Origin of the sequence: Pseudomonas sp. COR18, from assembly GCF_048568395.1 — a bacterium.
Lineage (GTDB): Bacteria > Pseudomonadota > Gammaproteobacteria > Pseudomonadales > Pseudomonadaceae > Aquipseudomonas > Aquipseudomonas fuscovaginae_B.
In genome coordinates, this window is the sequence record NZ_CP183808.1 from 1,019,585 (window position 1) to 1,044,441 (window position 24,857).

The 24,857-nt window shown below is 63.5% G+C and carries 24 protein-coding genes; 13 read left to right on the plus strand and 11 right to left on the minus strand.

Annotated features, from left to right (window positions below):
* From ACM62G_RS04765 to ACM62G_RS04780, 4 genes are all read right to left on the minus strand, one after another.
* On the minus strand, nt 1-579 hold the full coding sequence (locus ACM62G_RS04765) for a YceI family protein (RefSeq protein WP_419736771.1): 579 nt from the start codon (nt 577-579) through the stop codon (nt 1-3).
* Between the two features lie 63 nt (nt 580-642).
* Entirely contained in the window at nt 643-972 is a 330-nt protein-coding gene (locus ACM62G_RS04770; protein WP_054058921.1) for a hypothetical protein, read from the minus strand.
* Nucleotides 969-2,069, minus strand: coding sequence for a serine hydrolase domain-containing protein (locus ACM62G_RS04775; protein ID WP_419736772.1), 1,101 nt, complete (start codon nt 2,067-2,069; stop codon nt 969-971). The genes ACM62G_RS04770 and ACM62G_RS04775 overlap by 4 nt, the downstream gene beginning before the upstream one ends.
* Before the next feature lie 59 nt (nt 2,070-2,128).
* Nucleotides 2,129-3,007, minus strand: coding sequence for an acyl-CoA dehydrogenase family protein (locus tag ACM62G_RS04780; RefSeq protein ID WP_054063956.1), 879 nt, complete (start codon nt 3,005-3,007; stop codon nt 2,129-2,131).
* A gap of 130 nt (nt 3,008-3,137) precedes the next feature.
* Between ACM62G_RS04780 and olsB the strand changes: the two genes are divergently transcribed.
* Together olsB and ACM62G_RS04790 are read left to right on the plus strand one after the other, a co-directional pair.
* Nucleotides 3,138-3,893 carry an L-ornithine N(alpha)-acyltransferase gene (gene olsB, locus ACM62G_RS04785; RefSeq protein WP_054058919.1) on the plus strand — a complete coding sequence of 252 codons (756 nt, stop codon included), beginning with the start codon at nt 3,138-3,140 and terminating at the stop codon, nt 3,891-3,893.
* Complete coding sequence (locus tag ACM62G_RS04790; protein ID WP_054058918.1) at nt 3,893-4,699, plus strand: lysophospholipid acyltransferase family protein; 807 nt, start codon at nt 3,893-3,895, stop codon at nt 4,697-4,699. Before olsB ends, ACM62G_RS04790 begins: the two co-directional genes overlap by 1 nt.
* A gap of 150 nt (nt 4,700-4,849) precedes the next feature.
* On the opposite strand, the gene ACM62G_RS04795 is transcribed toward ACM62G_RS04790, so the two are convergent.
* Entirely contained in the window at nt 4,850-5,437 is a 588-nt protein-coding gene (locus ACM62G_RS04795; RefSeq protein ID WP_273826216.1) for an ACP phosphodiesterase, read from the minus strand.
* A gap of 156 nt (nt 5,438-5,593) precedes the next feature.
* Here ACM62G_RS04795 and ACM62G_RS04800 point away from each other — a divergent pair, with 156 nt between their 5' ends.
* From ACM62G_RS04800 to ACM62G_RS04830, 7 genes are all read left to right on the plus strand, one after another.
* Nucleotides 5,594-5,896 carry an ArsR/SmtB family transcription factor gene (locus ACM62G_RS04800; RefSeq protein ID WP_054058916.1) on the plus strand — a complete coding sequence of 101 codons (303 nt, stop codon included), beginning with the start codon at nt 5,594-5,596 and terminating at the stop codon, nt 5,894-5,896.
* 13 nt (nt 5,897-5,909) lie between these two features.
* Nucleotides 5,910-7,076: an MFS transporter gene (locus tag ACM62G_RS04805; RefSeq protein ID WP_419736773.1), complete on the plus strand. Its 1,167-nt coding sequence runs from the start codon at nt 5,910-5,912 to the stop codon at nt 7,074-7,076.
* Between the two features lie 20 nt (nt 7,077-7,096).
* The gene (locus tag ACM62G_RS04810) at nt 7,097-8,146 is read left to right on the plus strand and encodes an alkene reductase (protein ID WP_054058914.1); all 1,050 of its coding nucleotides are present in this window, start codon (nt 7,097-7,099) and stop codon (nt 8,144-8,146) included.
* A gap of 232 nt (nt 8,147-8,378) precedes the next feature.
* A complete protein-coding gene (locus ACM62G_RS04815) occupies nt 8,379-8,837 on the plus strand; it encodes a hypothetical protein (protein ID WP_054058913.1) in 459 nt (152 codons plus the stop codon).
* A gap of 176 nt (nt 8,838-9,013) precedes the next feature.
* Nucleotides 9,014-10,228, plus strand: coding sequence for an ABC transporter permease (locus ACM62G_RS04820; protein WP_054058912.1), 1,215 nt, complete (start codon nt 9,014-9,016; stop codon nt 10,226-10,228).
* A 58-nt stretch (nt 10,229-10,286) separates the two neighbouring features.
* The gene (locus tag ACM62G_RS04825) at nt 10,287-10,727 is read left to right on the plus strand and encodes a hypothetical protein (protein ID WP_419736774.1); all 441 of its coding nucleotides are present in this window, start codon (nt 10,287-10,289) and stop codon (nt 10,725-10,727) included.
* On the plus strand, nt 10,727-11,650 hold the full coding sequence (locus tag ACM62G_RS04830; RefSeq protein WP_419736775.1) for a hypothetical protein: 924 nt from the start codon (nt 10,727-10,729) through the stop codon (nt 11,648-11,650). The genes ACM62G_RS04825 and ACM62G_RS04830 overlap by 1 nt, the downstream gene beginning before the upstream one ends.
* 15 nt (nt 11,651-11,665) lie before the next feature.
* Here ACM62G_RS04830 and ACM62G_RS04835 read toward each other — a convergent pair whose 3' ends face one another.
* Together ACM62G_RS04835 and emhR are read right to left on the minus strand one after the other, a co-directional pair.
* Entirely contained in the window at nt 11,666-12,553 is an 888-nt protein-coding gene (locus ACM62G_RS04835) for a DMT family transporter (RefSeq protein WP_419736776.1), read from the minus strand.
* Nucleotides 12,554-12,715: 162 nt separating this feature from the next.
* Nucleotides 12,716-13,348, minus strand: a complete 633-nt coding sequence (gene emhR, locus ACM62G_RS04840) for an efflux system transcriptional repressor EmhR (RefSeq protein ID WP_054058908.1) — start codon at nt 13,346-13,348, stop codon at nt 12,716-12,718.
* Nucleotides 13,349-13,602: 254 nt separating this feature from the next.
* Between emhR and ACM62G_RS04845 the strand changes: the two genes are divergently transcribed.
* The 4 genes from ACM62G_RS04845 (at nt 13,603) to ACM62G_RS04860 (ending at nt 20,924) form a co-directional block, all read left to right on the plus strand.
* Nucleotides 13,603-14,766: an efflux RND transporter periplasmic adaptor subunit gene (locus ACM62G_RS04845; protein WP_054058907.1), complete on the plus strand. Its 1,164-nt coding sequence runs from the start codon at nt 13,603-13,605 to the stop codon at nt 14,764-14,766.
* 3 nt (nt 14,767-14,769) lie between these two features.
* A complete protein-coding gene (locus tag ACM62G_RS04850) occupies nt 14,770-17,922 on the plus strand; it encodes an efflux RND transporter permease subunit (protein ID WP_273826221.1) in 3,153 nt (1,050 codons plus the stop codon).
* Nucleotides 17,919-19,370, plus strand: coding sequence for an AdeC/AdeK/OprM family multidrug efflux complex outer membrane factor (locus ACM62G_RS04855; RefSeq protein ID WP_054063949.1), 1,452 nt, complete (start codon nt 17,919-17,921; stop codon nt 19,368-19,370). Before ACM62G_RS04850 ends, ACM62G_RS04855 begins: the two co-directional genes overlap by 4 nt.
* 291 nt (nt 19,371-19,661) lie before the next feature.
* Nucleotides 19,662-20,924: an OprD family porin gene (locus ACM62G_RS04860; RefSeq protein WP_419736777.1), complete on the plus strand. Its 1,263-nt coding sequence runs from the start codon at nt 19,662-19,664 to the stop codon at nt 20,922-20,924.
* A gap of 154 nt (nt 20,925-21,078) precedes the next feature.
* Here the strand turns inward: ACM62G_RS04860 and ACM62G_RS04865 are convergent, their stop codons facing one another.
* The 4 genes from ACM62G_RS04865 to ACM62G_RS04880 all read right to left on the minus strand — a co-directional run bounded on the left by ACM62G_RS04865 (nt 21,079) and on the right by ACM62G_RS04880 (nt 24,818).
* Nucleotides 21,079-21,978, minus strand: a complete 900-nt coding sequence (locus ACM62G_RS04865; RefSeq protein ID WP_419736778.1) for a polysaccharide deacetylase family protein — start codon at nt 21,976-21,978, stop codon at nt 21,079-21,081.
* A gap of 271 nt (nt 21,979-22,249) precedes the next feature.
* Nucleotides 22,250-22,642, minus strand: a complete 393-nt coding sequence (pcaC, locus tag ACM62G_RS04870) for a 4-carboxymuconolactone decarboxylase (protein ID WP_054060792.1) — start codon at nt 22,640-22,642, stop codon at nt 22,250-22,252.
* A gap of 11 nt (nt 22,643-22,653) precedes the next feature.
* Nucleotides 22,654-23,448: a 3-oxoadipate enol-lactonase gene (gene pcaD, locus ACM62G_RS04875; protein WP_419736779.1), complete on the minus strand. Its 795-nt coding sequence runs from the start codon at nt 23,446-23,448 to the stop codon at nt 22,654-22,656.
* 11 nt (nt 23,449-23,459) lie between these two features.
* On the minus strand, nt 23,460-24,818 hold the full coding sequence (locus tag ACM62G_RS04880) for a 3-carboxy-cis,cis-muconate cycloisomerase (RefSeq protein ID WP_419736780.1): 1,359 nt from the start codon (nt 24,816-24,818) through the stop codon (nt 23,460-23,462).
* Between the last annotated feature and the right edge of the window lie 39 nt (nt 24,819-24,857).

Consider the following 24,857-nt stretch of genomic DNA (forward strand, 5'->3'; position numbering starts at 1 on the left):
TCAGCGCGCCGTGAAAATCAGTACCGCACCCACCGGTACCGACAGACTGATGGCCGACAGGCCGGCGAGCTTGCGCAACTGCGCCAGGCCCGGCAGCAGGCCGAAGTCCTCGGCGTGCACCACCAGCGGCTCCAGGGTCACCACCTGGAAGCGGCGATCATCGAGACGGGTTGCCAGCAGTTCGGCGTTGTAGCTGTGCTCCTGGCCATGCAGGCGTACCACCAGCGGCAGACGCAGTTCCAGTTGGGCGCCGGGCGCCAGGTCGTTGATCGGCTGGACGTTGATCTGCGCAGTGACCTGCGCCTCGGGATACTGCCTGATCTCGAACAGCTCGCGCCGCAGGCGCTCATCACGCAGGGGAATCCCGGTGCTGACCGACTCCAGCTCGACATCGAGCGTTGCCACGCCCTGGCGATCGACCTTGCCGTGCAAGGTCAGGAAACGATGGACTTCAGAAATATCGGCATTCTTGGTGCTGACAAACGACAGGCGTGAGGACTCGTTGTCCAGATACCAGTTGGCGTGGGCCGGCAAGGCCAGCACCCCGAGCAGGGCCAGAAGAAGGCGGGACCGGTGCATGCAAGCTCCTGATTGAACGTAGGCGCCACCTTACCCGGCCAAGAGGGCGCCAGTAAACGGTGTTCAGGGTTTGAGCCGGCAGCCTTCGCGTTCGTTCACCCAGACGGCCGTGGCCTCGCGCCCCAGACCCTCGACGCTGACCCGGCGTTGGCGCGGGTCATCCAGCAGGCGACTGACCGGCACCGATTGCTTCACATAACCCAGGCAATAGTCGACGGTGTTGTCCATCACATACCGGCAGGAACAATACTCCTTGGCGGTATAGGCGCTGATGATCTGCGGGAACGCACGCAGGGCCACGCGCTCGTGCCAGATCCAGCCGAGCAGCGCCACCAGCAGCAACACCAGCAGGCTGATGAACGGGTGACGACGAACGAAGCGGGTGGACCTCATGGCAACACCTTCGGCCCGAAAGCCGCCATGGCCAGCCTGAGCAGTTCGTTGTGCCGATAACTGCCATCGCGGTCATCGCCGTACCGCACGATCACCAGGCCCGCGCTGGGAATGATGTACAGCGCCTGGCCCCAGTGCCCGAGGGCGGCGAAGGTGTCGGAAGGCGCATCCGGCCAGGGCTTGCGGGCGCCATCGATCGACCGATTGAGCCACCACTGGCCACCGCCCACCGCTTCATCCTGCCCCGGCTTGTAACCGGCAAACGCCCGGCGATTGAACTCCACCCAGGCCCTGGGCAACAGTTGCCGGTCCTGCCAGCGACCGTCGCGCTCCATCAGCAGACCGATGCGTGCCAGGTCGCGGGCCGTCAGATAGGCATAGGACGAAGCGACGAAGGTGCCGCTGCCATCTCGCTCCCAGACCGCCCCCCGGATGCCCAGCGGATCGAACAGCGCGGTCCAGGGATAGCCCGGGTAACGCTGCTCACCGACGATCCCGCGCAGGGCCGCCGCCAGGGCATTGCTGTCGCCGCTGGAATAACGGAAGGAGCGACCGGGCACCGCGTATTCAGCCTGCGCGGCGGTATAGCCGGCCATGTCGGCATGACCGAGGGTGTACAACATCGCCACCACCGAGGAATTGAGCGGGGCATATTCATAGTCTTCCTGCCAGTCGATGCCCGACGACCAGTTCAACAGATGCTCCAGGGTCACCCTGGGGTGCGCCTGGAACGCGGGGTAGAACCTCGCCACCGGATCGTGCAACTGGAACAGGCCTTCGCCATAGGCGACGCCCAGGACCGTGGCCATGATGCTCTTGCTGATCGACCAGGTCAGGTGCGGCGTATCGACACGGGTCGGCCCGGCATAACGCTCGTAGACGATCTGTCCGTGCCGGATCACCAGCAGGGCATCGGTGCGCACGCCTTTTCGGCTGCTGTCATCCCGTGCCGCAAAGGCATAGGCCTGCAGGGCCTCGACAGCAGGGCCGGCGGCCTGCGGACCTGACACCCATTGAGCACCAGGCCAGCTCTCGGCACGGGCGATGGCGGTGACACACAGCAGGAAAACCGCAAGAACGGTCGAACCCCTGGACATTGGGCGAACTCGCAGAAATAGCTTTGGACCAGTCTAGCGGAACCTGATGACAGTTCCGCTCACGCGCCCGCCCACGCCTTCGCCAGGCGCCTGGCCCGGGCGCCCGCGGCAATGTCCAGCACACCGCGATCGCGCTGCCACATCTCCCGCCACGCTGGCGGACCTGCCGCGAAGGCCTCATCCAGTTCGCCCTTGAGCCCATCGAACTGGGCGAACAGCCCGCCGAGCAGGACGTGCCCCGCCGTTGCCGCCGGGTTTTGCCGGCTGGCTTCGGACAACCCGGCCAACAGGCCGAGCAGGCGCAATTGCAGGGCCTGCGGCCAGTCGCCGTGCTGGCCGACACCCAGCAACCAGGCCGTCAGCGCGCCGAGCACATAGATGTCCTCCAGGGTGCGGAACGGTTTGACATAGGCCTCCCAGCCATCGCCGGCCAGACGCTCGCAGGCGGCCTGGTCGAAATGCACCCGGCCGTGGCCGATCTCCGGCATCAGTGGCAGGGCCGGCAGGCTCTCCAGGCGGATACCGGGTTCGCCGGGGTAGACGATCACGAGGCTCAGCCGTGGCGCCTCGCCCTGCTCCTCACTGCGCGCGGCCACCAGCAGCCAGTCGGCGGCCGTGCCGGCGGTGACGAAATCCTTGCGCCCGCAAAGCCGCAAGCCTTCGACTCGCGTCTGCATGTCGGCCGGACGCAGGCTGCGCTGCTCGGTGGCGCACAACGCGCCGAGGCTGCCCGGAGCGCTGGGCCAGAGCATGCGCAACGCGGCCTGGTACCCCACCAGGAACGCCAGGCCGGGGGTAGCCATGACATGACCGCCACGCACCGCCAGCTCGAACGGCGTCACCGTGCCCAGGGTGTCGAGCAACTGCGCGTAACCTTCCGCCAGATCGGTGGGCACGGGCTGGCGTTGAGGCGGGTCGAGCAGGAAGGACCAAGGCATGGCGGGCTCCTGGGAGGCTGTCATATAAGCATCACCAAAGCTTCATGGCGATGACACCGGGGCTACATAGCCTGACTTTGCACAACAAAGTCGACTGGCCGCAACCCTGGCCGGCAACCGGAGACGCGTCATGACTCAGATCGCCCGCATCAGCGACACCGGCAATGAACGCCGCCTGCAAGCCGAACGCCTGTTGGGCGCCGCGGCCTTGCAAGAAGCCCAGGCCTTGCGCTTCAACGTTTTCAGCGGCGAATTCAATGCCAAGCTGAAAGGCGCCGAGCTCGGCCTGGACATGGATGATTATGATGTGCACTGCAGCCACATTGGCGTGCGCGACCTGAACAGCGGCCGCCTGGTGGCGACCACCCGTCTGCTCGACCACAAGGCCGCCAACACCCTGGGGCGTTTCTACAGTGAAGAGGAATTCAGCCTGCATGGCCTCGGCCACCTGCAAGGCCCGATCCTGGAAATCGGCCGTACCTGCGTCGACCCGGCCTACCGCAACGGCGGCACCATTGCCGTGCTCTGGGGCGAACTGGCCGAAGTGCTCAACGAGGGTGGCTACAGCTACCTGATGGGCTGCGCCAGCATCCCGATGCAGGATGGCGGTATCCAGGCCCAGGCGATCATGCAGCGCCTGCGCGAACGCTACCTGAGCACCGAACACCTGCGCGCCGAACCGAAAAAACCGCTGCCGACCCTGGATATCCCCGGCAACGTCATCGCCGAAATGCCACCGCTGCTCAAGGCCTACATGCGCCTGGGCGCGAAGATCTGCGGCGAGCCGTGCTGGGACCAAGACTTCCAGGTGGCCGATGTATTCATCCTGCTCAAGCGCGACGAGTTGTGCCCGCGTTACGCCCGGCACTTCAAGGCGGCCGTGTAATGAGGCGGCTGCGGGTGTACGTTCGGATCGCCCGGGTCCTGCTGGTGGTGGCGCTGGGTTTGAGCATGGCCAGCGTGTTCGGTGCCTTCGAGCGCCTGGGGATTGCCAATTCGATGGCGCGTCGCCAGAGCTGGTCGCGGTTCTTCATGGCGCGGCTGAGTCATGCCCTGCCCTTTCGCGTGACGGTCCGCGGCAAGCTGCCGACGCAACCGATGCTGTGGGTCAGCAACCACGTGTCCTGGACCGATATCGCCCTGCTCGGCGCACTGGCCCCGCTGTCCTTCCTGTCCAAGGCCGAAGTCCGTACCTGGCCGGTGGCCGGCTGGCTGGCGGCGAAGGCCGGCAGCCTGTTCATCCGCCGGGGTTCGGGCGACAGCCAACTGGTGCGCAAGCAGATGACCCGTCACCTGGAGCAGGCCCATCCGCTGCTGATGTTCCCGGAAGGCACCACCACCGACGGCCGCTCCCTGCGGACGTTCCATGGTCGCCTGCTGTCGGCGGCCATCGATGCGGGCGTTTCGCTGCAACCGGTAGCGATCCGCTACACCCGCGATGGGCAGGCGGACAAGCTGGCCCCGTTCATTGGCGACGACGACCTGTTGTCGCATCTGATGCGCCTGTTCTCCAATGACCAGGGCGAGGTGGAAATCCAGTTGCTGCAGCCGATCCCCTGCAATGGCCAGGAACGTGCGTCCCTGGCCTTCCAGGCCCAGCAGGCGGTACAGATGGCCTTGTTCGGCGAGGCCGCCGAAGTGAAACGTCCGGTAGCGCGCCCAGTGGCCACCAGCGAGGCGGAAGCCGCCTGACCGTTCGGCGCCTTCGAAGACGCTTTCGCTGGGGTGACACCCGCCGTCCCGAGAACGCCAAACAACCTGTAGGAGCGGGCTTGCCCGCGAAGCTTTTGCCGTTCTCACGGTCGCCTTCGCGGGCAAGTCGGATCGCCGCACCGCCTGCTCCTACAGGATGGTGCCGATCCGATGCTCCTGCGCAAAGATCTGCAACTGGGGATAAAACAGTCGGAAGTCCTCGCTCAACGGTTCGTACAGCGCCTCCAGTTCCCCCATCGCATGGACCAGTTCCTCCGGTCGTGACAAACGCCGGGAGATGCCCCGCAACACCTGCCCCAGCACCTCGAAATGGCGATAGGAACCGAGCCAGTCATCCGCCGCCATGTAAGGCGCGATCTGCGCCAGGCGCCCGGGCAGGCGCGGCTCACGCGCCAGCACCCGATAGACCCCGGCGGTGAAACCCTCCAGCGGCCCCTCGGCATACAGGGCCCAGTCCCGCGCCAGGCAATGGTCGAAGAACACATCCAGGACGATCCCGGCATAACGTCGACGGGTCAGCTCGAAACGCGACAGCGCCTGGTCCACCAGGGGATGGCTGTCGGTAAAGACATCGATCCGGCGATGCAACAGGATCGCAGCCTCGATCGAAGGCGTGAACTGCCCCTCCACGCGCCCCTTGACGAAGTCGCCATAGAGGCTGCCGAGCAGTTGTTCCGGGTGCTGTCCGCCCAGATGAAGATGTGCGAGATAGTTCATGGCTCCCAGCTTAGCACTCGCCACCTCTGTATCGTTATAACCCGATATAGCGATTCATGCTGAACACAGAGCAAAATCATATTGGTATATCGCGAAATAGCGATTTATATTTCGCCCCATCGCGATATACCGTTTTATCACCCCTGAGACACCGCCATGACCCTCGACCTCGACGAAATAATAAAAGCGCTGGCGCACCCAGTACGCCGAGACATCCTCCACTGGCTGAAAGACCCGAAAGCCCAGTTCCCCGACCAGTTGCACAACCACGAGTACGGTATCTGCGCCGGGCAGATCGACCAACGCTGCGGCCTGTCGCAGTCGACCGTGTCGGCGCACCTGGCGACGCTGCAGCGGGCCGGTCTGATCAGCAGCCAGAAGGCGGGCCAGTGGCATTTCTTCAAACGCAACGAGGAAACCATCCAGGAATTCCTCCGCATCATGAGCCAAGAGCTCTAAAGGATCGCATACGATGCCCCTCCCGCTACTCATCCTGGCCCTGAGCGCCTTTGCCATCGGCACCACCGAGTTCGTCATCATGGGCCTGCTGCCCGATGTGGCGACCGACCTCGGCGTGTCGATTCCCGGTGCCGGCTGGCTGGTGACCGGCTACGCTCTGGGCGTGGCGATCGGCGCACCGTTCATGGCCATGGCCACCTCGCGGCTGCCACGCAAGGCGGCCCTGGTGGTACTGATGGGGATCTTCATCGTCGGCAACCTGCTTTGCGCGGTGGCCAGTGACTACAACGTGCTGATGCTGGCACGGATCATCACCGCCCTGTGCCACGGTGCCTTCTTCGGTATCGGCTCGGTCGTCGCCGCCAACCTCGTGGCACCGGACAAGCGTGCCTCCGCCGTGGCCCTGATGTTCACCGGCCTGACCCTGGCCAACGTGCTCGGCGTACCGCTGGGCACCGCCCTGGGGCAACAGGCCGGCTGGCGCTCGACCTTCTGGGCGGTGACTGTCATCGGCGTGATCGCGCTGATCGGCCTGATCCGCTTCCTGCCGGTGAAACACGACGAGGAAAAACTCGACATGCGCGCCGAACTCGGCGCACTCAAGGGCGCCGGCCTATGGCTGTCGCTGAGCATGACCGTACTGTTCTCCGCCGCCGTGTTCGCCCTGTTCACCTACATCGCGCCGCTGCTCGGCGAAGTCACCGGCGTGTCACCACGGGGCGTGACCTGGACCCTGGTGCTGATGGGCCTGGGCCTGACCCTCGGCAACATCCTCGGCGGCAAACTGGCGGACCGCAACCTGGCCGCGACGCTGATCGGCGTGTTCATCGCCATGGCCGTGCTGGCGACCGCCCTGACCTGGAGCAGCGTGCTGGTCATTCCCGCCGAGCTCACCCTGTTCCTCTGGGCCACGGCCTGCTTCGCCGCCGTCCCGGCGCTGCAAGTCAACGTGGTGACCTACGGCCAGGCCGCCCCCAACCTGGTCTCGACCCTGAACATCGGCGCCTTCAACGTCGGCAACGCTCTCGGCGCCTGGGTCGGCGGCAGTGTCATCGCCCATGGCCTGGGCCTCACCAGCGTGCCCCTGGCCGCCAGCGCACTGGCAGTGCTCGCGCTGCTGGTGACCCTGATCACCTTTCGCCAGAACGGCCCCGCCGAACTGGTTCCAGCTAGCAACTAATCATCAAGAGGGTTGTACCCATGGCAACTATTTTCGATCCGATCAAACTGGGCGATCTCGAACTGCCGAACCGCATCGTCATGGCTCCGCTGACCCGCTGCCGGGCCGACGAAGGCCGTGTGCCGAACGCGCTGATGGCCGAATACTACGTACAGCGCGCCTCCGCCGGGCTGATCCTCAGCGAGGCCACCTCGGTCACACCGATGGGCGTCGGCTACCCCGACACCCCCGGCATCTGGTCCAACGACCAGGTCCGCGGCTGGACCAACGTGACCAAGGCCCTGCATGCCGCCGGTGGCCGGATCTTCCTGCAACTGTGGCATGTGGGGCGAATTTCCCACCCGTCGTACCTGAACGGTGAATTGCCGGTCGCACCGAGCGCGATCCAGCCCAAGGGCCACGTGAGCCTGGTTCGTCCGCAAGCGGACTACCCGACTCCACGCGCCCTGGAAACCGCCGAGATCGCCGACGTCATCGAGGCCTTTCGCGTCGGTGCGGAAAACGCCAAGGCTGCCGGTTTCGATGGCGTGGAAATCCATGCCGCCAACGGTTACCTGCTCGACCAGTTCCTGCAGAGCAGCACCAACCAGCGCACCGACCACTACGGCGGTTCCCTGGAAAACCGCGCCCGCCTGCTGCTCGAAGTGACCGACGCCGTGGTGGAAGTCTGGGGCCCCGGCCGGGTCGGCGTACACCTTGCTCCCCGTGCCGACTCCCATGACATGGGCGACGACAATCTCGCGGAAACCTTCACCTACGTCGCCCGGGAACTGGGCAAGCGTGGCATCGCCTTCATCTGCTCGCGGGAGAAGGAAGCCGACGACAGCCTCGGCCCACAGCTGAAAGCGGCGTTCGGCGGCACCTACATCGCCAACGAACGCTTCACCAAGGACAGTGCCAATGCCTGGCTGGCCGAAGGCAAGGCCGACGCGGTGGCCTTCGGCGTCCCGTTCATCGCCAACCCGGACCTGCCGGCCCGCCTGAAGGCCGATGCCGAGCTGAACGCAGCGCACCCGGAAACCTTCTACGGCAAGGGTCCGGTCGGCTACATCGACTACCCGACACTGTAAACTCAGAAACTTCAGTAGTGTGTGCAGGCCCCGACTCGCAAGAGCCGGGGCTTTTTCGTTGTAGTTGAATGTCCCGGCCTGGATATCGGAAAACACTCACAGAACAGAGAGTGGTTCACCGCGAGCTTTTTTTGTCCCGATCCTCATACTTGCCTGGCGCTATCCAACTGCGGAAAAGCGTGCAGCGTCACGGAATGGCGCTGCCATCGCGATCCACCCAAAAGGACTTAACATGTACCTCATGCAATTGCTGGGCGTAGCCCTGTCCTGCGCGGCCCTCTCCGGCCTGCTGTCATTTGCCGCCTATGCCGCGGGCACCGAGCCTTCGGCGACGGTCATCGTGGAAATCAGCAACGAGTCGCCACAACCACTCGAACTGCTCGGCACCGGCCTGGACCTCAAGGGTGCTCCGGTTTCGAACTTCTCGATCGCCAGCGGCGAACGTCGGGAACTGCGCCTGGAAGGGCCGCGGGCCTGGTTCATCTACGGCTCCGGGCCACGCAAATGCCGGTTCGTCGCCCAGCACTCGCTGAAGCAGCGCTTCACCGACTCGGAACACACCAGCTACCTGCCCACCTGGTCCCGCCAGGCCGAGTCGATCGGGGAACATGCGGCTTCCTGCAAGGCGCGCCTGAGCAAGACACTCAAGGTCCCGCCCTACAGCTATAGCGTGAAATTCAGCATGGGCTGAGCCTATCGAAGCTGGATGAATCACCTCCACCAGGGCTGTCGATGTCACTCAAAACGCTGACAGCCATGGAAAATTCCCACACAACAAACGGAAACCATTCCTATTTAGTCCCCTTCCCAGCGGCCGATTCTTGAAGCATCTGCACTCAGCAGTGATCGGTTCAACGGAAGGATCGCATGATCGACCTCGAACACTACGGCCCGCTGCCGCACCAGGTACTGGCCGAGGCCATCGACAACCTGCGGCTGGCCGGCCGGCGCGCCTGGCTCAGCCTGTTGGGACTGACCATCGGCAGCGGCTCGATCATCGCCCTGCTGAACATCGGCAACAGCGCACAATCCGAAGCCCTGCGTGCGTTCCAGGCCATGGGCACCGACATGCTGGTGGCCCGGTTTTCGCCGGGGCGCAAAACCTCCCTTCCCCCGCCCGTGACATTCGATGCGCAGACCTTGCGCAGTTCCCTCCCACAACTGATCGATATTGCGCCTGTCAGCCTGTATTCGGTCCGCTTCAGGCATTCGGCAATCGAGGTCGATGCCGCCCTGGTCGGTACCTCTGGCGACCTGGCAAAGGCCCTCGACCTGAAGCTGCAGAACGGTCGATTCCTGAACCCATTCGACCATCAGGAAACATTTGCCGTGGTCGGCGCTCGGGTCGCGCACCAACTCTCGATGAAAGGCCGCCCCCTGCAACTCCAGGATCGACTGCCCATCGAAGGCTATCTGTTCAGCGTTGTCGGTATCGTGGCAGAGCATTCCGGCAACCCATTGCTTCCAGTGGATATCGATCACTCGGTCCTGATCCCCGCAGAGGGGCTGCGACGGTTGTTCCCTGAACCGAAGATCGACAGCCTGATCGTGCGGATCGCAACGCATGCCGATCCGGATCTGACGGCACAAGCCCTGAAAGACCAACTGCCGGCGCTGTTCCATGGCCAGAAAGTCGAGATACAGATCCCACGACAGTTGCTCGACGGCCTGAAACGCCAGGCCGCGACCTTCTCTCGCCTGCTGGCCGGTCTGGGCGGCATCGTCCTGCTGGTGGCGGGCGTCGGTGTCATGAATGTGATGCTGATGAACCTGGCCGAACGGCGCCGGGAGATCGGCCTGCGCCTGGCGCTCGGCGCGCGTCCCCGGGATATCCGCAATGCCTTTCTCTGCGAGGCACTGTGCCTGTCGCTGCCCGGCGTCCTCGTTGGGGCGGTGCTGGGCAGCCTCGCCGCACTGATTTTCAGTCACTTCGCCAATTGGCCCTTGCGCCTGAGCCTCGAAGCCCTGCTGCTCGGCACCGGCAGTTCCCTGCTGACCGGGGTGTTCTTCGGCCTGCATCCGGCCCTCAAGGCCTCCCGCCTGCAACCCATGGAAGCACTACGGGAGACTGCCTATGAGTAACTAACACCGGAACACCACTTACAACTCAAATATCTCTCTATTTTTCAGGAATACCATCATGAAAAAGATGCTTTCGCTCGCCTTGATTTTGGCCAGCACTCAAACTTTTGCAGCGGATGCCAGTATCACCAAGTCGAAAAGGCCACCCAGCTTCTTCAGTTATATAAGCACAGCGACTTCAATACATAGCACGCAACTCGCCGACTTAACTCACCCGACTAACGTCCTGATGAAGCTGAAAGAGCTTCGCTGGAATACGACATTCTTTCCAGTCGCGATAAACGAGAAAGTTAAGCTCTGTTACTTCGAGCCTTACTCCAATGCCGAAGTCGACTGCCAAATCATTACTCCAAATTCGACAGGAAGTACCAGGATTTTCAATCAGAAACGCTTTGGCCATGGAGTAAAAGTCCACCTCACCCACATGACGGACGATCTGAAAGGACCTGCTCACCCCGCAGGGGAAGACAGCATCACATTTGAATACAGCTACCAGTAATGAGCCGCTCCGTCAGCAAAAGGCTGACGGAGCACCTATCTACCCACAAGGGCAACCAGATGAAAATTACTCAAACAGACAACTCATATAGACACACCCCACAAACAGCCAAAGAACCCCAAAGGACGCTCGAAAAAAACACCACAATCAAAACTGAATCCTCATCAGTCTCAATTAGCGGCCACGCACTACTGATAACCCATGTATATGGAGGAGAACCTAACCCGCACTTTGAAACAGTGCTCGACTCAACAAAATGCGAGAAATACTACCTAACCCAAGCCGACAGGGATCTATTGTCGCGTATTTACGAATTTGCTCAGGAACAGGGGGCATCCCCCAGATACGTCACAGCCCTGGCCAGGGACCTTGCAGAATATCGCCAGTTCCAAAATGGCACGATGCTACACAACTTGAACTGTGCTGAGAACTACGATAGCGAAGGACATCGACTGAGCTACAGTTTCATTGAAAAAGACGCTGCAACAGCCGACAGAATTCTCAAGGGCGACGCCCTGAAAGGCAGCGCCCTGGATCAGGATTTCATACGTTACACGACGGACCCCGACCATGGGGCTTACCACCTCTGCGATTTCGACTTTCTGGAAAAAGTCATCACCCGCTTTTCCAGTACCGGCGATCCGGATGTGAAACTGCCGCCTCAATTCCAGACCTACGAGCGCAAACAAGGCTACATCGAGCACAAGTCCAAGGAAATTCTCAACACAACGGTACTGGAACGCATGGCCAAAAAGCAGCAGGCTGCCACCGCCGAGAACAGCACCACGCCCTCCGCCGAGCCCGGCGCAACAACCACCGAAACCCTGAAAGACGTCTGGCACAGGGCCCTGCTGCAGATGATGCGCAAGGGCGGCTGGCAATCGTCATTGGCCACGTTTCTCAGCGGCAATCGCAACGGCTGACGGCCGCCCCTGGGGTCAGCCGCGCTTGCGCTGCCCCCAGGCCACCAACAATCCGCTCAGGCAGATCACCCCGATACCGACCACGGCGAACACGTCCGGCATATGGTCGAAGACCAGGTAGCCATACATGCCGGCGAAGAGAATCTGCCCGTAGCTGAACGGCGCCAGCATCGCCGGCGGGGCATGCCGGAACGCCTGGGTCAGCAGCAGGTGGCCGAGCATGCCGCAGGTGCCCAGGCCAATCATGAACAGGCCATGGACCAGGGTCGGCGCGTTCCAGAAGAACGGCAGCATGGCCGTCATGATCAGGCTGTTGAGAATGCCGGTGAGGAAGTTGCTGGTGGTCGGGCTGTCGATGCCGCTGAGCATGCGGGTCAGCAACTGGTAGAAACCGAAGCACAACGCCGAGCACAGTGGCAGCAGAATCGCCGGGGTGAACAGCGCACTACCCGGACGAATGATGATGAGCACCCCGACAAAACCGGCGATCACCGCCGCCCACTGCCCGCGGCTGACCCGCTCACCCAACAGCGGCACCGATAGGGCGGTCACCAGCAGCGGCGCGAGGAAGTTGACCGAGGTGGCTTCCGCCAGCGGGATGTAGCGCAAGCCGGTGGTGAACAACAGGCTGGTGCCGATCAGGCACAGCGCACGCAACAGCTGCAGCCCCGGGCGCTTGGTGCGTACCACCGCCGACAGGCCGCTGCGCGGCACGAACACCACCAGCATCAACAGGGTATGGACCACGTAGCGGGCCCAGACCACCATCACGATCGGGTAGAAGGCCGACAGGTACTTGGACAACGCATCGTGGCTGGCGAACAGCAGTACCGCCCCACAGATCAGCGCGATGCCCTTGAGCGGCTGCTCGGAGCCCTTGTGCAGCAGGTTCGGTACATTCATTCACAGGCTCGCAACAAATTCACTACAAAATACTTAGCACACTAACTACCAAGATGCAGCACGGCGGTATATAAATGATGCCCGCTGTCGAGGCACGCGCCGTCGGGTTGAGGTGACTGGCACAGGATACTGGCAACGCTGGACTCAGTTACACATTTTGACTCAATTGCGCAGGCTGGGGCTCAAGCGCAGCATGTCCAACCCTGTATCGACCCAGCGCTCGGCATCTTTATTCAGGTCGAAGCTGTCCGGTGCCAGCAGCCATTGATAGAGAATGCCATCGATCCAGGCATGGAGACTGATGGCCGCGCGGGCCGTATCGAGATTCTCCGGAAGCTGTCCTCGGTTCACCGCATTACGCAAGGCCAGTTCGATGTGCGCGTTGCAGTCCAGGCTGACGGCACGACGCTGGCGGCGCAGGTCACACATTTCATCGGTGAACTCGCACTTATGAAACAAAATTTCATTAATGCGTCGGACTTTCGGGTCGAGAGCAATCTGCTGAAACAAATGAATCAGCAATTGGCGCATGCAGCCCAACGGGTCGGGCTCGTCCTGATCCTCACTGGCCTTGGCCATGTCATCCAGCGGCTCGCGCAGCGAGTCGAGCATCGCCTGCACCAGGTCGGCCTTGTTGCTGAAGTGCCAGTAGATGGCACCGCGCGTGACCCCCGCCAGGGTCGCGATGTCGGCCAGGGTGGTACGCGCCACACCGCGCTCGTAGAACGCCTTCTCGGCAGCTTCGAGAATCTGCCTGCGGGTTTCCTGAGCTTCTTCTTTGGTACGACGAACCATGGCAGTAAAACCTCGATCAGGGTGCCGCGGACTCCCCCTGGGTTTAATCCGGGCTTAACGACGGGAGGCGATTTTTGTGCCTTTTCCCGAGATGAAATCCATGCTTTGTAACGACTTTTGGCAAAAGTTCAAGCCTTTACAAACAAACGTGAATGTAAGTATATTCATTAGCAACCTATTAATCCAGTCGGATCACCCTTCATACCCTTCCACCCTTCTTGTGCGCTTCACGCGCGCCTGACCCGAGGATCTTCATGCAACTCAAGCCAGCTGTTACCGCTCTGGTCACCGCCGTCGCCCTGGCATCGCTGCTCAGCGGATGCAATAAAAAGGAAGAAGCCGCTCCGGCGGCCGCCCCCGCCCCTCAGGTCGGCGTCGTGACCCTGCAAGCCCAACCCTTCACCCTGATCTCCGAGCTGCCCGGCCGTACCACGGCCTATCGCATCGCCGAAGTCCGGCCGCAGGTCAATGGCATCATTCTCAAGCGCCTGTTCAAGGAAGGCGGCGACGTCAAGGCCGGCCAGCAGCTCTATCAGATCGACCCATCGGTCTATGAAGCGACGCTGAAAAGCGCCGAGGCGAACCTGCAGTCGACCCGGTCGATCGCCGACCGCTACAAGCAACTGGTGAACGAACAGGCCGTCAGCCGCCAGGAATACGACACGGCCGTGGCCAACCGCCTGCAGTCGGAAGCGAACCTGCAAAGCGCGCAGATCAATGTGCGCTACACCAAAGTGCTGGCCCCGCTGTCCGGCCGCATCGGCCGCTCCTCGGTGACCGAAGGCGCACTGGTCAGCACCGGCCAGAGCGATGCCATGGCGACGATCACTCAGTTGGACCCGATCTACGTCGACATCACGCAATCCACCGCCGACCTGCTCAAGCTGCGGCGCGAACTGGACAGCGGTCGCCTGCAGAAGGCCGGCGACAACGCGGCCATGGTCAAGCTGACCCTGGAAGACGGCAGCACCTACGCCCAGCCGGGCAAGCTGGAGTTCTCGGAAGTCACCGTGGATGAAACCACCGGGTCCGTGACCCTGCGCGCGGTGTTCCCGAACCCTGACCACTCGCTGCTGCCCGGCATGTTCGTCCATGCCCAGCTGCAGTCCGGAGTGAACAGCGCGGCGATCCTCGTGCCGCAACAAGGCGTGACCCGTGACCTCAAGGGCACCCCGACCGCACTGGTCGTCGGCCCGGACAACAAGGTCGAGCTGCGTCAGCTCAAGGCCAGCCGTACCCAGGGCAGCCAGTGGCTGGTCGAGGACGGCCTAAAGTCGGGTGATCGGGTGATCACCGAAGGCCTGCAGTTCGTGCGCCCAGGCGTCGAGGTCAAGGCCAGCGAAGCCACCAACGTCAAAACCGCCAACCCGGCCCCTGCCCCGGCAACCGACAAAGCCGCGGGCAGCAAAGGGGAGTAAACCATGTCGAAATTCTTTATCGACCGCCCGATCTTCGCCTGGGTGATCGCCCTGGTGATCATGCTGGTCGGCGCGCTCTCGATCCTCAAATTGCCGATCAACCAGTACCCGGCGATTGCGCCACCGGCCATCGCCATTTCCGTGACCTACCCGGGCGCCTCGGCGCAGACCGTGCAGGACACCGTGGTCCAGGTGATCGAACAGCAGCTCAACGGTATCGACAACCTGCGTTATGTCTCCTCGGAAAGCAACTCCGACGGCAGCATGACCATCACAGCCACCTTCGAGCAGGGCACCAGTTCCGACACCGCCCAGGTCCAGGTCCAGAACAAGCTGAACCTGGCCACGCCCCTCTTGCCGCAGGAAGTGCAGCAGCAGGGTATCCGCGTCACCAAGGCGGTGAAGAACTTCCTGATGGTGATCGGCGTGGTGTCGACCGACGGCAGCATGACCAAGGACGACCTGTCGAACTACATCGTCTCCAACATGCAGGACCCGATCTCGCGGACTGCCGGAGTCGGTGACTTCCAGGTGTTCGGTGCCCAGTACGCGATGCGGATCTGGCTCGATCCGGCCAAGCTGAACAACTACCAGCTGACCCCGGTGGACGTGAAGACCGCCGTGGCCGCGCAGAACGTCCAGGTGTCTTCCGGACAACTGGGTGGCCTGCCGGCCCTGCCTGGCCAGCAACTGAACGCCACCATCATCGGCAAGACCCGCCTGCAGACCGCCGAGCAGTTCAAGAATATCCTGCTCAAGGTCAACAAGGACGGCTCGCAAGTGCGCCTGGGTGACGTCGCCGATGTCAGCCTGGGTGGCGAGAACTACAGTGTCTCCGCCCAGTACAACGGTAGCCCGGCATCCGGCCTGGCGGTCAAGCTGGCCAACGGCGCCAACGCCCTGGACACCGCCAAGGCGCTGCGCAAGACCATCAGCGACCTGGAACCGTTCTTCCCGCCCGGGATGAAAGTGGTATTCCCGTACGACACCACGCCGGTGGTGAGCGAATCGATCAAGGGTGTGGTTGAAACCCTGATGGAAGCGATCGCGCTGGTGTTCCTGGTGATGTTCCTGTTCCTGCAGAACTTCCGCGCCACCATCATCACCACCATGACTGTGCCGGTGGTACTGCTGGGTACCTTCGGGATCCTCGCGGCGGCCGGCTTCAGCATCAACACCCTGACCATGTTCGGCATGGTGCTGGCCATCGGCCTGCTGGTGGACGACGCCATCGTCGTGGTGGAGAACGTCGAACGGGTGATGAGCGAGGAAGGTCTCTCGCCCAAGGAAGCGACCAAGAAGTCCATGGGCCAGATCCAGGGGGCACTGGTGGGTATCGCCATGGTGCTCTCGGCGGTACTGCTGCCGATGGCGTTCTTCGGCGGCTCCACCGGTGTGATCTACCGCCAGTTCTCCATCACCATCGTTTCGGCCATGGGCCTGTCGGTGCTGGTGGCGCTGATCTTCACACCGGCGCTGTGCGCCACCCTGCTCAAGGCCATTCCCCATGGCGAGCATGGCACACCGAAACGCGGCTTCTTCGGCTGGTTCAACCGCAATTTCGACCGCAGCGTGCGGGCCTACGAGCGCAGCGTCGGCGGCATCCTGGCGCACAAGGCGCCGTATCTGCTGGCCTACGCCCTGATCGTGGTCGGCATGATCTGGCTGTTCGCCCGTATCCCCACCTCGTTCCTGCCGGAAGAAGACCAGGGCGTACTCTTCGCCCAGGTCCAGACCCCGGCCGGCTCCAGTGCCGAGCGGACCCAGGCGGTGGTCGACAAGATGCGCGCCTACCTGCTCAAGGACGAAACGGGAGCCGTGAGTTCGGTATTCACCGTGACCGGTTTCAACTTCGCCGGCCGTGGCCAGAGCTCGGGTATGGCCTTCATCATGCTCAAGCCGTGGGACCAGCGTAACGCCGACAACAGTGTGTTCAAGCTGGCGGAACGGGCCCAGGCGCATTTCTTCAGCTTCCGCGACGCGATGGTGTTCGCCTTCGCCCCGCCGGCGGTGCTGGAGTTGGGTAACGCCACCGGTTTCGACGTCTACCTGCAGGACCGTGCCGGCGTCGGCCACCAGAAGCTGATGGAAGCTCGCAACCAGTTCCTTGGCATGGCGGCACAGAGCAAGGTCCTCGCGGCGGTCCGTCCCAACGGCCTGAACGATGAACCGCAATACCAGTTGAGCATCGACGACGAGCGCGCCAGCGCCCTGGGCGTGAGCCTGTCGGACATCAACAACAGCCTGTCGATCGCGCTGGGCGGCAGTTATGTCAACGACTTCATCGACCGCGGTCGGGTGAAGAAGGTCTACATCCAGGGCAAGCCTGCCTCGCGGATGAGCCCTGAAGACCTGCAGAAGTGGTACGTGCGCAGCAGCAGCGGCACCATGGTTCCATTCTCGGCATTCGCCAAGGGCGAGTGGGTCTACGGCTCGCCCAAGCTGGCGCGCTACAACGGCGTCGAAGCGATGGAAATCCTCGGTGCCCCGGCACCGGGCCACACCACCGGTGAGGCCATGGCGGAAGTCGAGGCCATCGCCAAGAAGCTGCCGGCGGGTGTCGGTATTTCCTGGACCGGCCTGTCGTACGAGGAACGCCTGTCCGGTTCCCAGGCGCCAGCGCTGTTCGCCCTGTCGCTGCTGATGGTGTTCCTGTGCCTGGCGGCGCTGTACGAAAGCTGGTCGATCCCGATCGCGGTGGTACTGGTGGTACCGCTGGGGATCATCGGTGCACTGCTGGCGACCACCCTGCGCGGCCTGTCCAACGACGTGTACTTCCTGGTGGGGCTGTTGACCACCATCGGTCTGGCGGCGAAGAACGCCATCCTGATCGTCGAGTTCGCCAAGGAACTGCACGAACAGGGCAAGAGCCTGCGCGATGCGGCGATCGAGGCCTGCCGCATGCGTCTGCGTCCGATCATCATGACCTCGCTGGCGTTCATCCTCGGCGTGGTACCGCTGGCGATCTCCACCGGCGCCGGCTCCGGCAGTCAGCACGCCATTGGTACCGTGGTGGTTGGCGGTATGATCAGCGCAACCGTCTTGGCGATTTTCTGGGTTCCGTTATTCTTCGTTGCCGTCTCGGCCATTGGTGGCGAGAAGAAGCACGCGAAACCAGCAACCCCTGAAACTCCACAGCATGAGGCTGGCCAATGAGCAAGTCCCTTCTCTCTGTAGCGGTCGCGGCCTTCGTGCTCAGCGGCTGCTCGCTGATCCCCGACTACCAGCGCCCCGAGGCGCCGGTAGCGGCGCAGTACCCGCAAGGACCGGCCTACTCGCCGGCCCAGGCGGCGAACGTCGCCGCGGCCGAACAGGGTTGGCGCCAGTTCTTCAACGACCCGGCGCTGCAGCAACTGATCCAGGTGGCGCTGGAAAACAACCGCGACCTGCGGGTCGCGGCGCTGAACATCGAAGCCTACCGGGCCCAATACCAGATCCAGCGCGCCGACCTGTTCCCGGCCGTCAGCGCCGACGGCAGCGGCAGCCGCCAGCGGGTCCCGGCCGATGCCTCGGGCACCGGCAAGGCTGCGATCACCAGCCAGTACTCGGCGACCCTTGGCGTCAGTTCCTATGAACTGGACCTGTTCGGCCGTATCCGCAGCCTGAGCGAACAGGCGCTGCAGACCTACTTCGCCAGCGAAGAGGCCCGCCGTACCACGCAGATCAGCCTGGTGGCCAGTGTCGCCAACGCCTACCTGACCTGGCAGGCCGACAAGGAACTGCTCAAGCTGACCCAGGAAACCCTGGCGGCCTACGAGGAAAGCTACCGGCTCACCTCGCGCAGCAACGAAGTCGGCGTGGCCTCGGCCCTGGACCTGAGCCAGGCGCGGACCTCGGTGGAAGGCGCACGGGTCAAGCTGGCGCAGTTCACCCGCCAGGTCGCCGAAGACCAGAACAGCCTGACGCAACTGCTGGGCACCGGTATTCCGGCCAACCTGCCGGCGGCCCAGCCGCTGTCGGCCAAACTGCTCAGCGAACTGCCAGCCGGCCTGCCTTCGGACCTGCTGCAGCGGCGTCCGGACATCCTCAGCGCCGAGCACCAGTTGATGGCGGCCAACGCCAACATCGGCGCGGCACGTGCGGCGTTCTTCCCGAGCATCAGCCTGACCGCCAACGCCGGCACCCTGAGCCCGGACCTGGGCGGCCTGTTCAAGGGCGGTTCGGGCACCTGGCTGTTCTCGCCGAAGATCAGCATCCCGATCTTCAACGCCGGCAGCCTGAGAGCCAGCCTGGATTACTCCAAGATCCAGAAGGAAATCAGCGTCGCCAACTACGAGAAGGCGATCCAGACCGGCTTCAAGGAAGTCTCCGACGGCCTGGCCGCACGCCAGACCTTCAACGAGCAGTTGCAGGCCCAGCGCGACCTGGTCGCCGCCAACCAGGACTACTACCGCCTGGCCGAGCGTCGCTACCGCATTGGCGTCGACAGCAACCTGACCTTCCTCGATGCCCAGCGCTCGTTGTTCAGCGCCCAGCAATCGCTGATCAGCGATCGCCTGTCGCAGCTCACCAGCGAGGTCAACCTGTACAAGGCCCTCGGCGGTGGCTGGAACGAACAGACCGGCCAGGCCCGGCCAATCGACGAGACGCCACCGAAAGGCTGAGATCGTTCACGCTGCACAAAAACCCGCCATTGGCGGGTTTTTTCATGCCCGCACTGTTCCGTTCGATAATCGCCCAAAACCGTCAAACCCCGATTGAACACGCGGTTCGATCCGCCGCACCATGCCAGCGCATCGACCCATACCAATAACAACAGGTTCACCCGCCATGTCCCGACTCCCTGCCCTCAGCGGCTGATCGCAGCCGTTCGTTCCCCCTGTAAGCCCCTTGTCTGCAACCCCCGGGTTGCGGCTGCGCCCTGCTTCACCCCTAACAATTAGAGAGACCGATCCATGAAGCCACTGAACCACAGCAACCGTCCCCCACTTGCCCTGCTGACCCTCGCCCTCGCCGGTGCGGCCCTGCCGGCCATGGCCGAGGAACATGGCTTTGTGGAAGACGCCCAGGCCAACCTGAACCTGCGTAACTTCTACATCAACCGCAACTTCACCAACCCGGCCTACCCCCAGGACAAGGCCGAGGAATGGACGCAGAACTTCATCCTCGACGCCCGCTCCGGCTTCACCCAGGGCACCGTCGGTTTCGGCGTCGACGTGCTCGGCACCTTTTCCCAGAAGCTCGACGGCGGCAAAGGCACCGGCGGCACGCAACTGCTGCCGCTGGACCGTGACGGGCGCCCGGCGGACAACTTCGGCCGCCTGGACGTGGCGTTCAAGGCACGGATTTCCAAAACCGAGCTGAAGGTCGGCGAATGGATGCCGGTGCTGCCGATCCTCCGTTCCGACGACGGCCGCTCGCTGCCGCAGACCTTCCGCGGCGGCCAGGTCACCTCGAAGGAGATCGACGGCCTGACGCTGTACGGCGGCCAGTTCCAGAAGAACAGCCCGCGCAACGATTCGAGCATGACCGACATGTACATGCAGGGCAAAGCCGCCTTCACCTCCGACCGCTTCAACTTCGCCGGCGGCGAATACACCTTCAACGACAAGCGCACCCTGATCGGCCTCTGGAATGCCCAACTGAAGGACATCTACCGCCAGCAGTACGTCAATCTGGTCCACAGCCAGCCACTGGGCGACTGGACCCTGGGCGCCAACCTCGGTTTCTTCTACGGCAAGGAAGACGGCAGCGCGCTGGCCGGCGACCTGGAGAACAGAACCTGGTCGGGGTTGTTCTCGGCCAAGTACGGCGGCAACACCTTCTACGTCGGCCTGCAGAAGCTCACCGGCGACAGCGCCTGGATGCGGGTCAACGGCACCAGCGGCGGCACCCTGGCCAACGACAGCTACAACAGCAGCTATGACAATGCGCAGGAAAAGTCCTGGCAGTTGCGCCATGACTACAACTTCGCCGCGCTGGGAATTCCGGGGCTGACCCTGATGAACCGCTACATCAGCGGTGACAACGTGCATGTCGGCGCGGTCACCGACGGCAAGGAATGGGGGCGTGAGTCGGAACTGGGCTACACCGTCCAGAGCGGCACCTTGCGCAACCTGAACATCCGCTGGCGCAACTCGAGCATCCGCAGGGACTACAGCACCAACGAGTTCGACGAGAACCGCCTGATCATCAGCTACCCGATCTCGTTGCTGTAAACCGGTTGGGCTGACTTTGAGAGCAGGACTTCAGGGTCTATTCGCGGGCAAGCCCTGCTCCTACATGAGTGGAGTCTTACGCGGGCTTGCATGCGACACAAATCTGCAGGAGCAGGGCTTGCCCGCGAACCGGCCACCGGCAACACCGCTCGACTCAGTGCGAATCGCGGTCCCACCACCAATCCCAGAAACCGGGCAAGTGTACCGGCGTGGAGCTGCTCGGCACCGTACGCGCCAGTACCGCCCGCAGCAGCGCCGAACGATCGGTGTAGAACGGCTGCTCGGCAGTCCGCACACCGGTCTCCCGCGCACAATCCATCAGGATCTGCAGGTACTCCTGCATGTGCCGGGCGGTATAGCGGTTGAGGTCGTGGAAGGTCACCACCACCGGAATCACCCCATCGACCACCGGCATCTCGCCCCGGGCGATCTGCTCGCGCACCTCGGCCAGGTGCTTGAGCAGGTTGGCCCGACGCTGCGGGCTCGCGGTGATCCCCCAGACCTTGCCATCGTTGGCACTGAGGTCAGTCAGCAGCACGTGCAGCCCATGCTGCCGGTAGGCCGCGAACGTGCGCTTGTCGTAGTTCCAGAACGGCGGCCGCAGGAGGGTCGGCGGAGCACCGGTGATCGCTGCGATAACGGCACTGCCATCGTTCAGTGACTGTTCCAGTTCCTGCGGATTCAATGAACGATGGTTGGTGTGCCAGGGCCCCGCCGTATGAAAGCCGAGGACATGCCCCTCGGCCTGTTCGCGCCGCATCAGCGCCCGGCCTATGTCGCTGTTGCCGGCCCTGGGGGCACCGGTCTGGACGAAGAACACCGCCTTGATGCCCGGCTGAATCGGGTTATGGGCCAGGTCGTCGAGCACCGACGCGGTCGGGTTGTAGAAACTCGACGCACTGGGCCCGTCATCGAAGGTCAGCAGGAAACGGATCGGCGGCTGCGTGCGTAGCGCCTGTTCGGTGCTCGGGCTCAGGGGGATCGGCGGGCCGATACAGCCGGCCAGGCCCGTGGCGAGCGCAAGCACCAGGAATGAGGTCAAAAGCGATTTCATGAGGTTGGCCTGGTCCAGGTCACAACAATTGCAGAACCAAGATGTATTCAAGCCATCGTCATGCAGAACGGAATGGGAACTTGAGTGCGCATCTTACCGACAGGATGGCGCAACGTCCCTGCCCTCCGCCATCACACGGAGGGGCCATCGTTCCTGTCAGATCAGCGAAAACGCCAAGTGTTCCGGGATGGGCGTTTTTTCAGACGAATGAGAAAGGACCGCCGCCACGGCCTGTTCCCAGGCAGGCGCATGGGAACAGGCCGTGGCGGGCTTACTGACGCGATTCCACGCCCAGCTCGTCCCACACCGACTCCGCCAGGTGGAAGGTCGCGTTGGCCGCCGGGATGCCGCAGTAGATCGCGCTCTGCATCAGCACTTCCTTGATCTCTTCGCGGGTCACGCCGTTGTTGGCCGCAGCCCGCAGATGCAGCTTGAGTTCTTCATTGCGGTTCATGCCGATCAGCATGGCGATGGTGATCAGGCTGCGGGTGTGCCGGGGCAATCCCGGGCGGGTCCAGATATCACCCCAGGCATGGCGGGTGATCATCTCCTGGAACTCCGAGTTGAACTCGGTCAGGTTGTTCAGGCTGCGGTCGACATGGGCATCCCCGAGCACGGCACGCCGCACCCGCATCCCCTCGGCATAACGTTGTTTCTCGTCCACGGACACTCTCCTCAAACCCGGTCCAGCAGGAAATCCAGCACGCGCTGGCTGAAGGCATCGCCGGCCTGTACGTTCGACAGGTGGGCGGCATGGAATTCGGCGTACTCGGCGCCCTTGACGTGCTGCTGGATGAACAGACTGCCGCTGGGCGGCGTTACCGCATCCTCGCTGCCGGCGATCACCAGCACCGGAGCGCGGATCCTGTCCAGGTGCTCGCGAAAATCGGCATCGCGCACCGCCGCGCAGTTGGCCGCATAGCCTTGCGGCGACGTGGCGGCGAGCATGTCGGTGATCGGCTTGACCTGCTGTGGCTGCGCGGCGGAAAACTGCGGCGTGAACCAGCGGGCGATCGCCCCGTCGCGCAAGGCGGCCATGGCCGCCGCGCCATCGCGCAACACGGTCTCGATGCGCGGATTCCACATCGCCGGGTCGCCGATCTTCGCCGCCGTGTTGCACACGATCAGCCTGTTCAAGCGCTGGCCGGCATGGATACCCAGCCACTGGCCGATCAGCCCGCCCATGGACAGGCCGCAGAAGTGCGCCCGCTCGATACCCAGCGCATCGAGCAGGGCCACTACGTCACGGCCCAGTTGCTCGATGCTGTACGGACCTTCGGTCACCAGCGAACGACCATGGCCACGGGTGTCGTAGCGCAGCACCCGGAAGTGTTCGGCGAACGCCGGGATCTGAGTGTCCCACATGCCCAGGTCGGTGCCCAGGGAGTTGGAGAGCACCAGCACCGGTGCCTCCTGCGGACCGTCGAAGCGGTAGTGCAGTTCGCCATCAGCCAGTTGTACAAAAGCCACGACAATCTCCTTCAGGTAAAAGCCAGATGCTCGGCCACCGCACGCTCGACCCAGGTACGGGCCTGGCCGAGGTAATGGGCCGGATCGAGCAGGTGGTCCAGTTCTTGCACGGATAGTTGCGCGGTGATTTGCGGTTCGTCGCCCAGCACAGCCCGCAAGTGGCGCTGCTCGGCCACCGCGCGCTGACAGCACTGCTCCAGCAGGTGGTGGGCGGCGTCGCGCCCCAGGCGCTGGGCGAGGACGATACTCACCGCCTCCGCCAGCAACAGGCCACGGGTCAGATCGAGGTTGCTCAGCATCCGCGCCGGGTCCACTTCCAGGCCTTCGGCAACGATCAGCGCCTGCTGCAGCGAGCCCGAGACCAGCCGGCAGATTTCCGGCAGGGTCTCCCATTCGGCATGCCACAGGCCGAGGCTGCGCTCGTGTTCCTGGGGCATGGCGCTGAACAGGGTCGAGAGCAGGCCCGGAACCCGGGTCGCGGTGCCGATCAGTACCGCGGCGCCCACCGGATTGCGCTTGTGCGGCATGGTCGAGGAACCACCCTTGCCCGGTGCCGACGGCTCGAAGACTTCGGCGGCCTCGGTCTGCATCAGCAGGCTGACATCGCGTCCCAGTTTGCCCAGGCTGCCGGCAATCAGGCCGAGGACGGCACCGAATTCCACCAGGCGGTCGCGATGGGTGTGCCAGGGTTGTTCGGCGAGGTTGAGCTGCAGCTCCTCGGCCAGCGCCTCGGCCACCGGCATCGCCTGTTCGCCGAGGGCGGCCAGGGTGCCCGAGGCACCGCCGAACTGCAGGCACAGCAGCCGCGGTTGCAGTTCGCGCAGACGCTGGCGATGGCGGGTGACCGCGCCCAGCCAACCGGCGATCTTCATGCCGAGGGTGACCGGCGTGGCCTGTTGCAACCAGGTCCGCCCGGCCAGCGGTGTGTCCGCATACCGTTGGGCCTGGGCTGCCAATACGTCAGCCAGGCGTTGCAGGTCGGCGTCGATCAACTGCCAGGCACTGCGCAGTTGCAGCACCAGGCCGGAGTCCATGACGTCCTGGCTGGTGGCGCCCAGATGCACATAACGCTCGGCCCCGGCATCGGCGGCAGCGATCCGCTTGCCCAGTGCCTTGACCAGCGGGATCGCCGAATTGCCGGCCGTGGCGATCGCCTCGCCGAGAGCGGCGTAATCGTAGAACCCGGCCTCACATGCCGCGGCAATCGGCGCGACCGCCGCCTGGGGAATCAGCCCGACCCGCGCCTGCGCACGGGCCAGCGCGGCCTCGAAGTCGAGCATTGCCTGGACCCGGCCCTGGTCGGAAAACACCTGGGCCATATCGCGGGCGATAAAGTAGGCATCGAACAGTTGGTTGCTCGGTCGTTGCATGGGAAATCCCTGGTAAAGGCGCGCCCATCACAGGCGCGC

What these genes read in the sequence shown, in the direction of transcription:
- ACM62G_RS04765 (WP_419736771.1), bottom strand. Translation starts at nt 579, where the DNA reads ATGCACCGGTCCCGCCTTCTTCTGGCCCTGCTCGGGGTGCTGGCCTTG.
- ACM62G_RS04770 (WP_054058921.1), bottom strand. Translation starts at nt 972, where the DNA reads ATGAGGTCCACCCGCTTCGTTCGTCGTCACCCGTTCATCAGCCTGCTG.
- ACM62G_RS04775 (WP_419736772.1), bottom strand. Translation starts at nt 2,069, where the DNA reads ATGTCCAGGGGTTCGACCGTTCTTGCGGTTTTCCTGCTGTGTGTCACC.
- ACM62G_RS04780 (WP_054063956.1), bottom strand. Translation starts at nt 3,007, where the DNA reads ATGCCTTGGTCCTTCCTGCTCGACCCGCCTCAACGCCAGCCCGTGCCC.
- olsB (WP_054058919.1), top strand. Translation starts at nt 3,138, where the DNA reads ATGACTCAGATCGCCCGCATCAGCGACACCGGCAATGAACGCCGCCTG.
- ACM62G_RS04790 (WP_054058918.1), top strand. Translation starts at nt 3,893, where the DNA reads ATGAGGCGGCTGCGGGTGTACGTTCGGATCGCCCGGGTCCTGCTGGTG.
- ACM62G_RS04795 (WP_273826216.1), bottom strand. Translation starts at nt 5,437, where the DNA reads ATGAACTATCTCGCACATCTTCATCTGGGCGGACAGCACCCGGAACAA.
- ACM62G_RS04800 (WP_054058916.1), top strand. Translation starts at nt 5,594, where the DNA reads ATGACCCTCGACCTCGACGAAATAATAAAAGCGCTGGCGCACCCAGTA.
- ACM62G_RS04805 (WP_419736773.1), top strand. Translation starts at nt 5,910, where the DNA reads ATGCCCCTCCCGCTACTCATCCTGGCCCTGAGCGCCTTTGCCATCGGC.
- ACM62G_RS04810 (WP_054058914.1), top strand. Translation starts at nt 7,097, where the DNA reads ATGGCAACTATTTTCGATCCGATCAAACTGGGCGATCTCGAACTGCCG.
- ACM62G_RS04815 (WP_054058913.1), top strand. Translation starts at nt 8,379, where the DNA reads ATGTACCTCATGCAATTGCTGGGCGTAGCCCTGTCCTGCGCGGCCCTC.
- ACM62G_RS04820 (WP_054058912.1), top strand. Translation starts at nt 9,014, where the DNA reads ATGATCGACCTCGAACACTACGGCCCGCTGCCGCACCAGGTACTGGCC.
- ACM62G_RS04825 (WP_419736774.1), top strand. Translation starts at nt 10,287, where the DNA reads ATGAAAAAGATGCTTTCGCTCGCCTTGATTTTGGCCAGCACTCAAACT.
- ACM62G_RS04830 (WP_419736775.1), top strand. Translation starts at nt 10,727, where the DNA reads ATGAGCCGCTCCGTCAGCAAAAGGCTGACGGAGCACCTATCTACCCAC.
- ACM62G_RS04835 (WP_419736776.1), bottom strand. Translation starts at nt 12,553, where the DNA reads ATGAATGTACCGAACCTGCTGCACAAGGGCTCCGAGCAGCCGCTCAAG.
- emhR (WP_054058908.1), bottom strand. Translation starts at nt 13,348, where the DNA reads ATGGTTCGTCGTACCAAAGAAGAAGCTCAGGAAACCCGCAGGCAGATT.
- ACM62G_RS04845 (WP_054058907.1), top strand. Translation starts at nt 13,603, where the DNA reads ATGCAACTCAAGCCAGCTGTTACCGCTCTGGTCACCGCCGTCGCCCTG.
- ACM62G_RS04850 (WP_273826221.1), top strand. Translation starts at nt 14,770, where the DNA reads ATGTCGAAATTCTTTATCGACCGCCCGATCTTCGCCTGGGTGATCGCC.
- ACM62G_RS04855 (WP_054063949.1), top strand. Translation starts at nt 17,919, where the DNA reads ATGAGCAAGTCCCTTCTCTCTGTAGCGGTCGCGGCCTTCGTGCTCAGC.
- ACM62G_RS04860 (WP_419736777.1), top strand. Translation starts at nt 19,662, where the DNA reads ATGAAGCCACTGAACCACAGCAACCGTCCCCCACTTGCCCTGCTGACC.
- ACM62G_RS04865 (WP_419736778.1), bottom strand. Translation starts at nt 21,978, where the DNA reads ATGAAATCGCTTTTGACCTCATTCCTGGTGCTTGCGCTCGCCACGGGC.
- ACM62G_RS04880 (WP_419736780.1), bottom strand. Translation starts at nt 24,818, where the DNA reads ATGCAACGACCGAGCAACCAACTGTTCGATGCCTACTTTATCGCCCGC.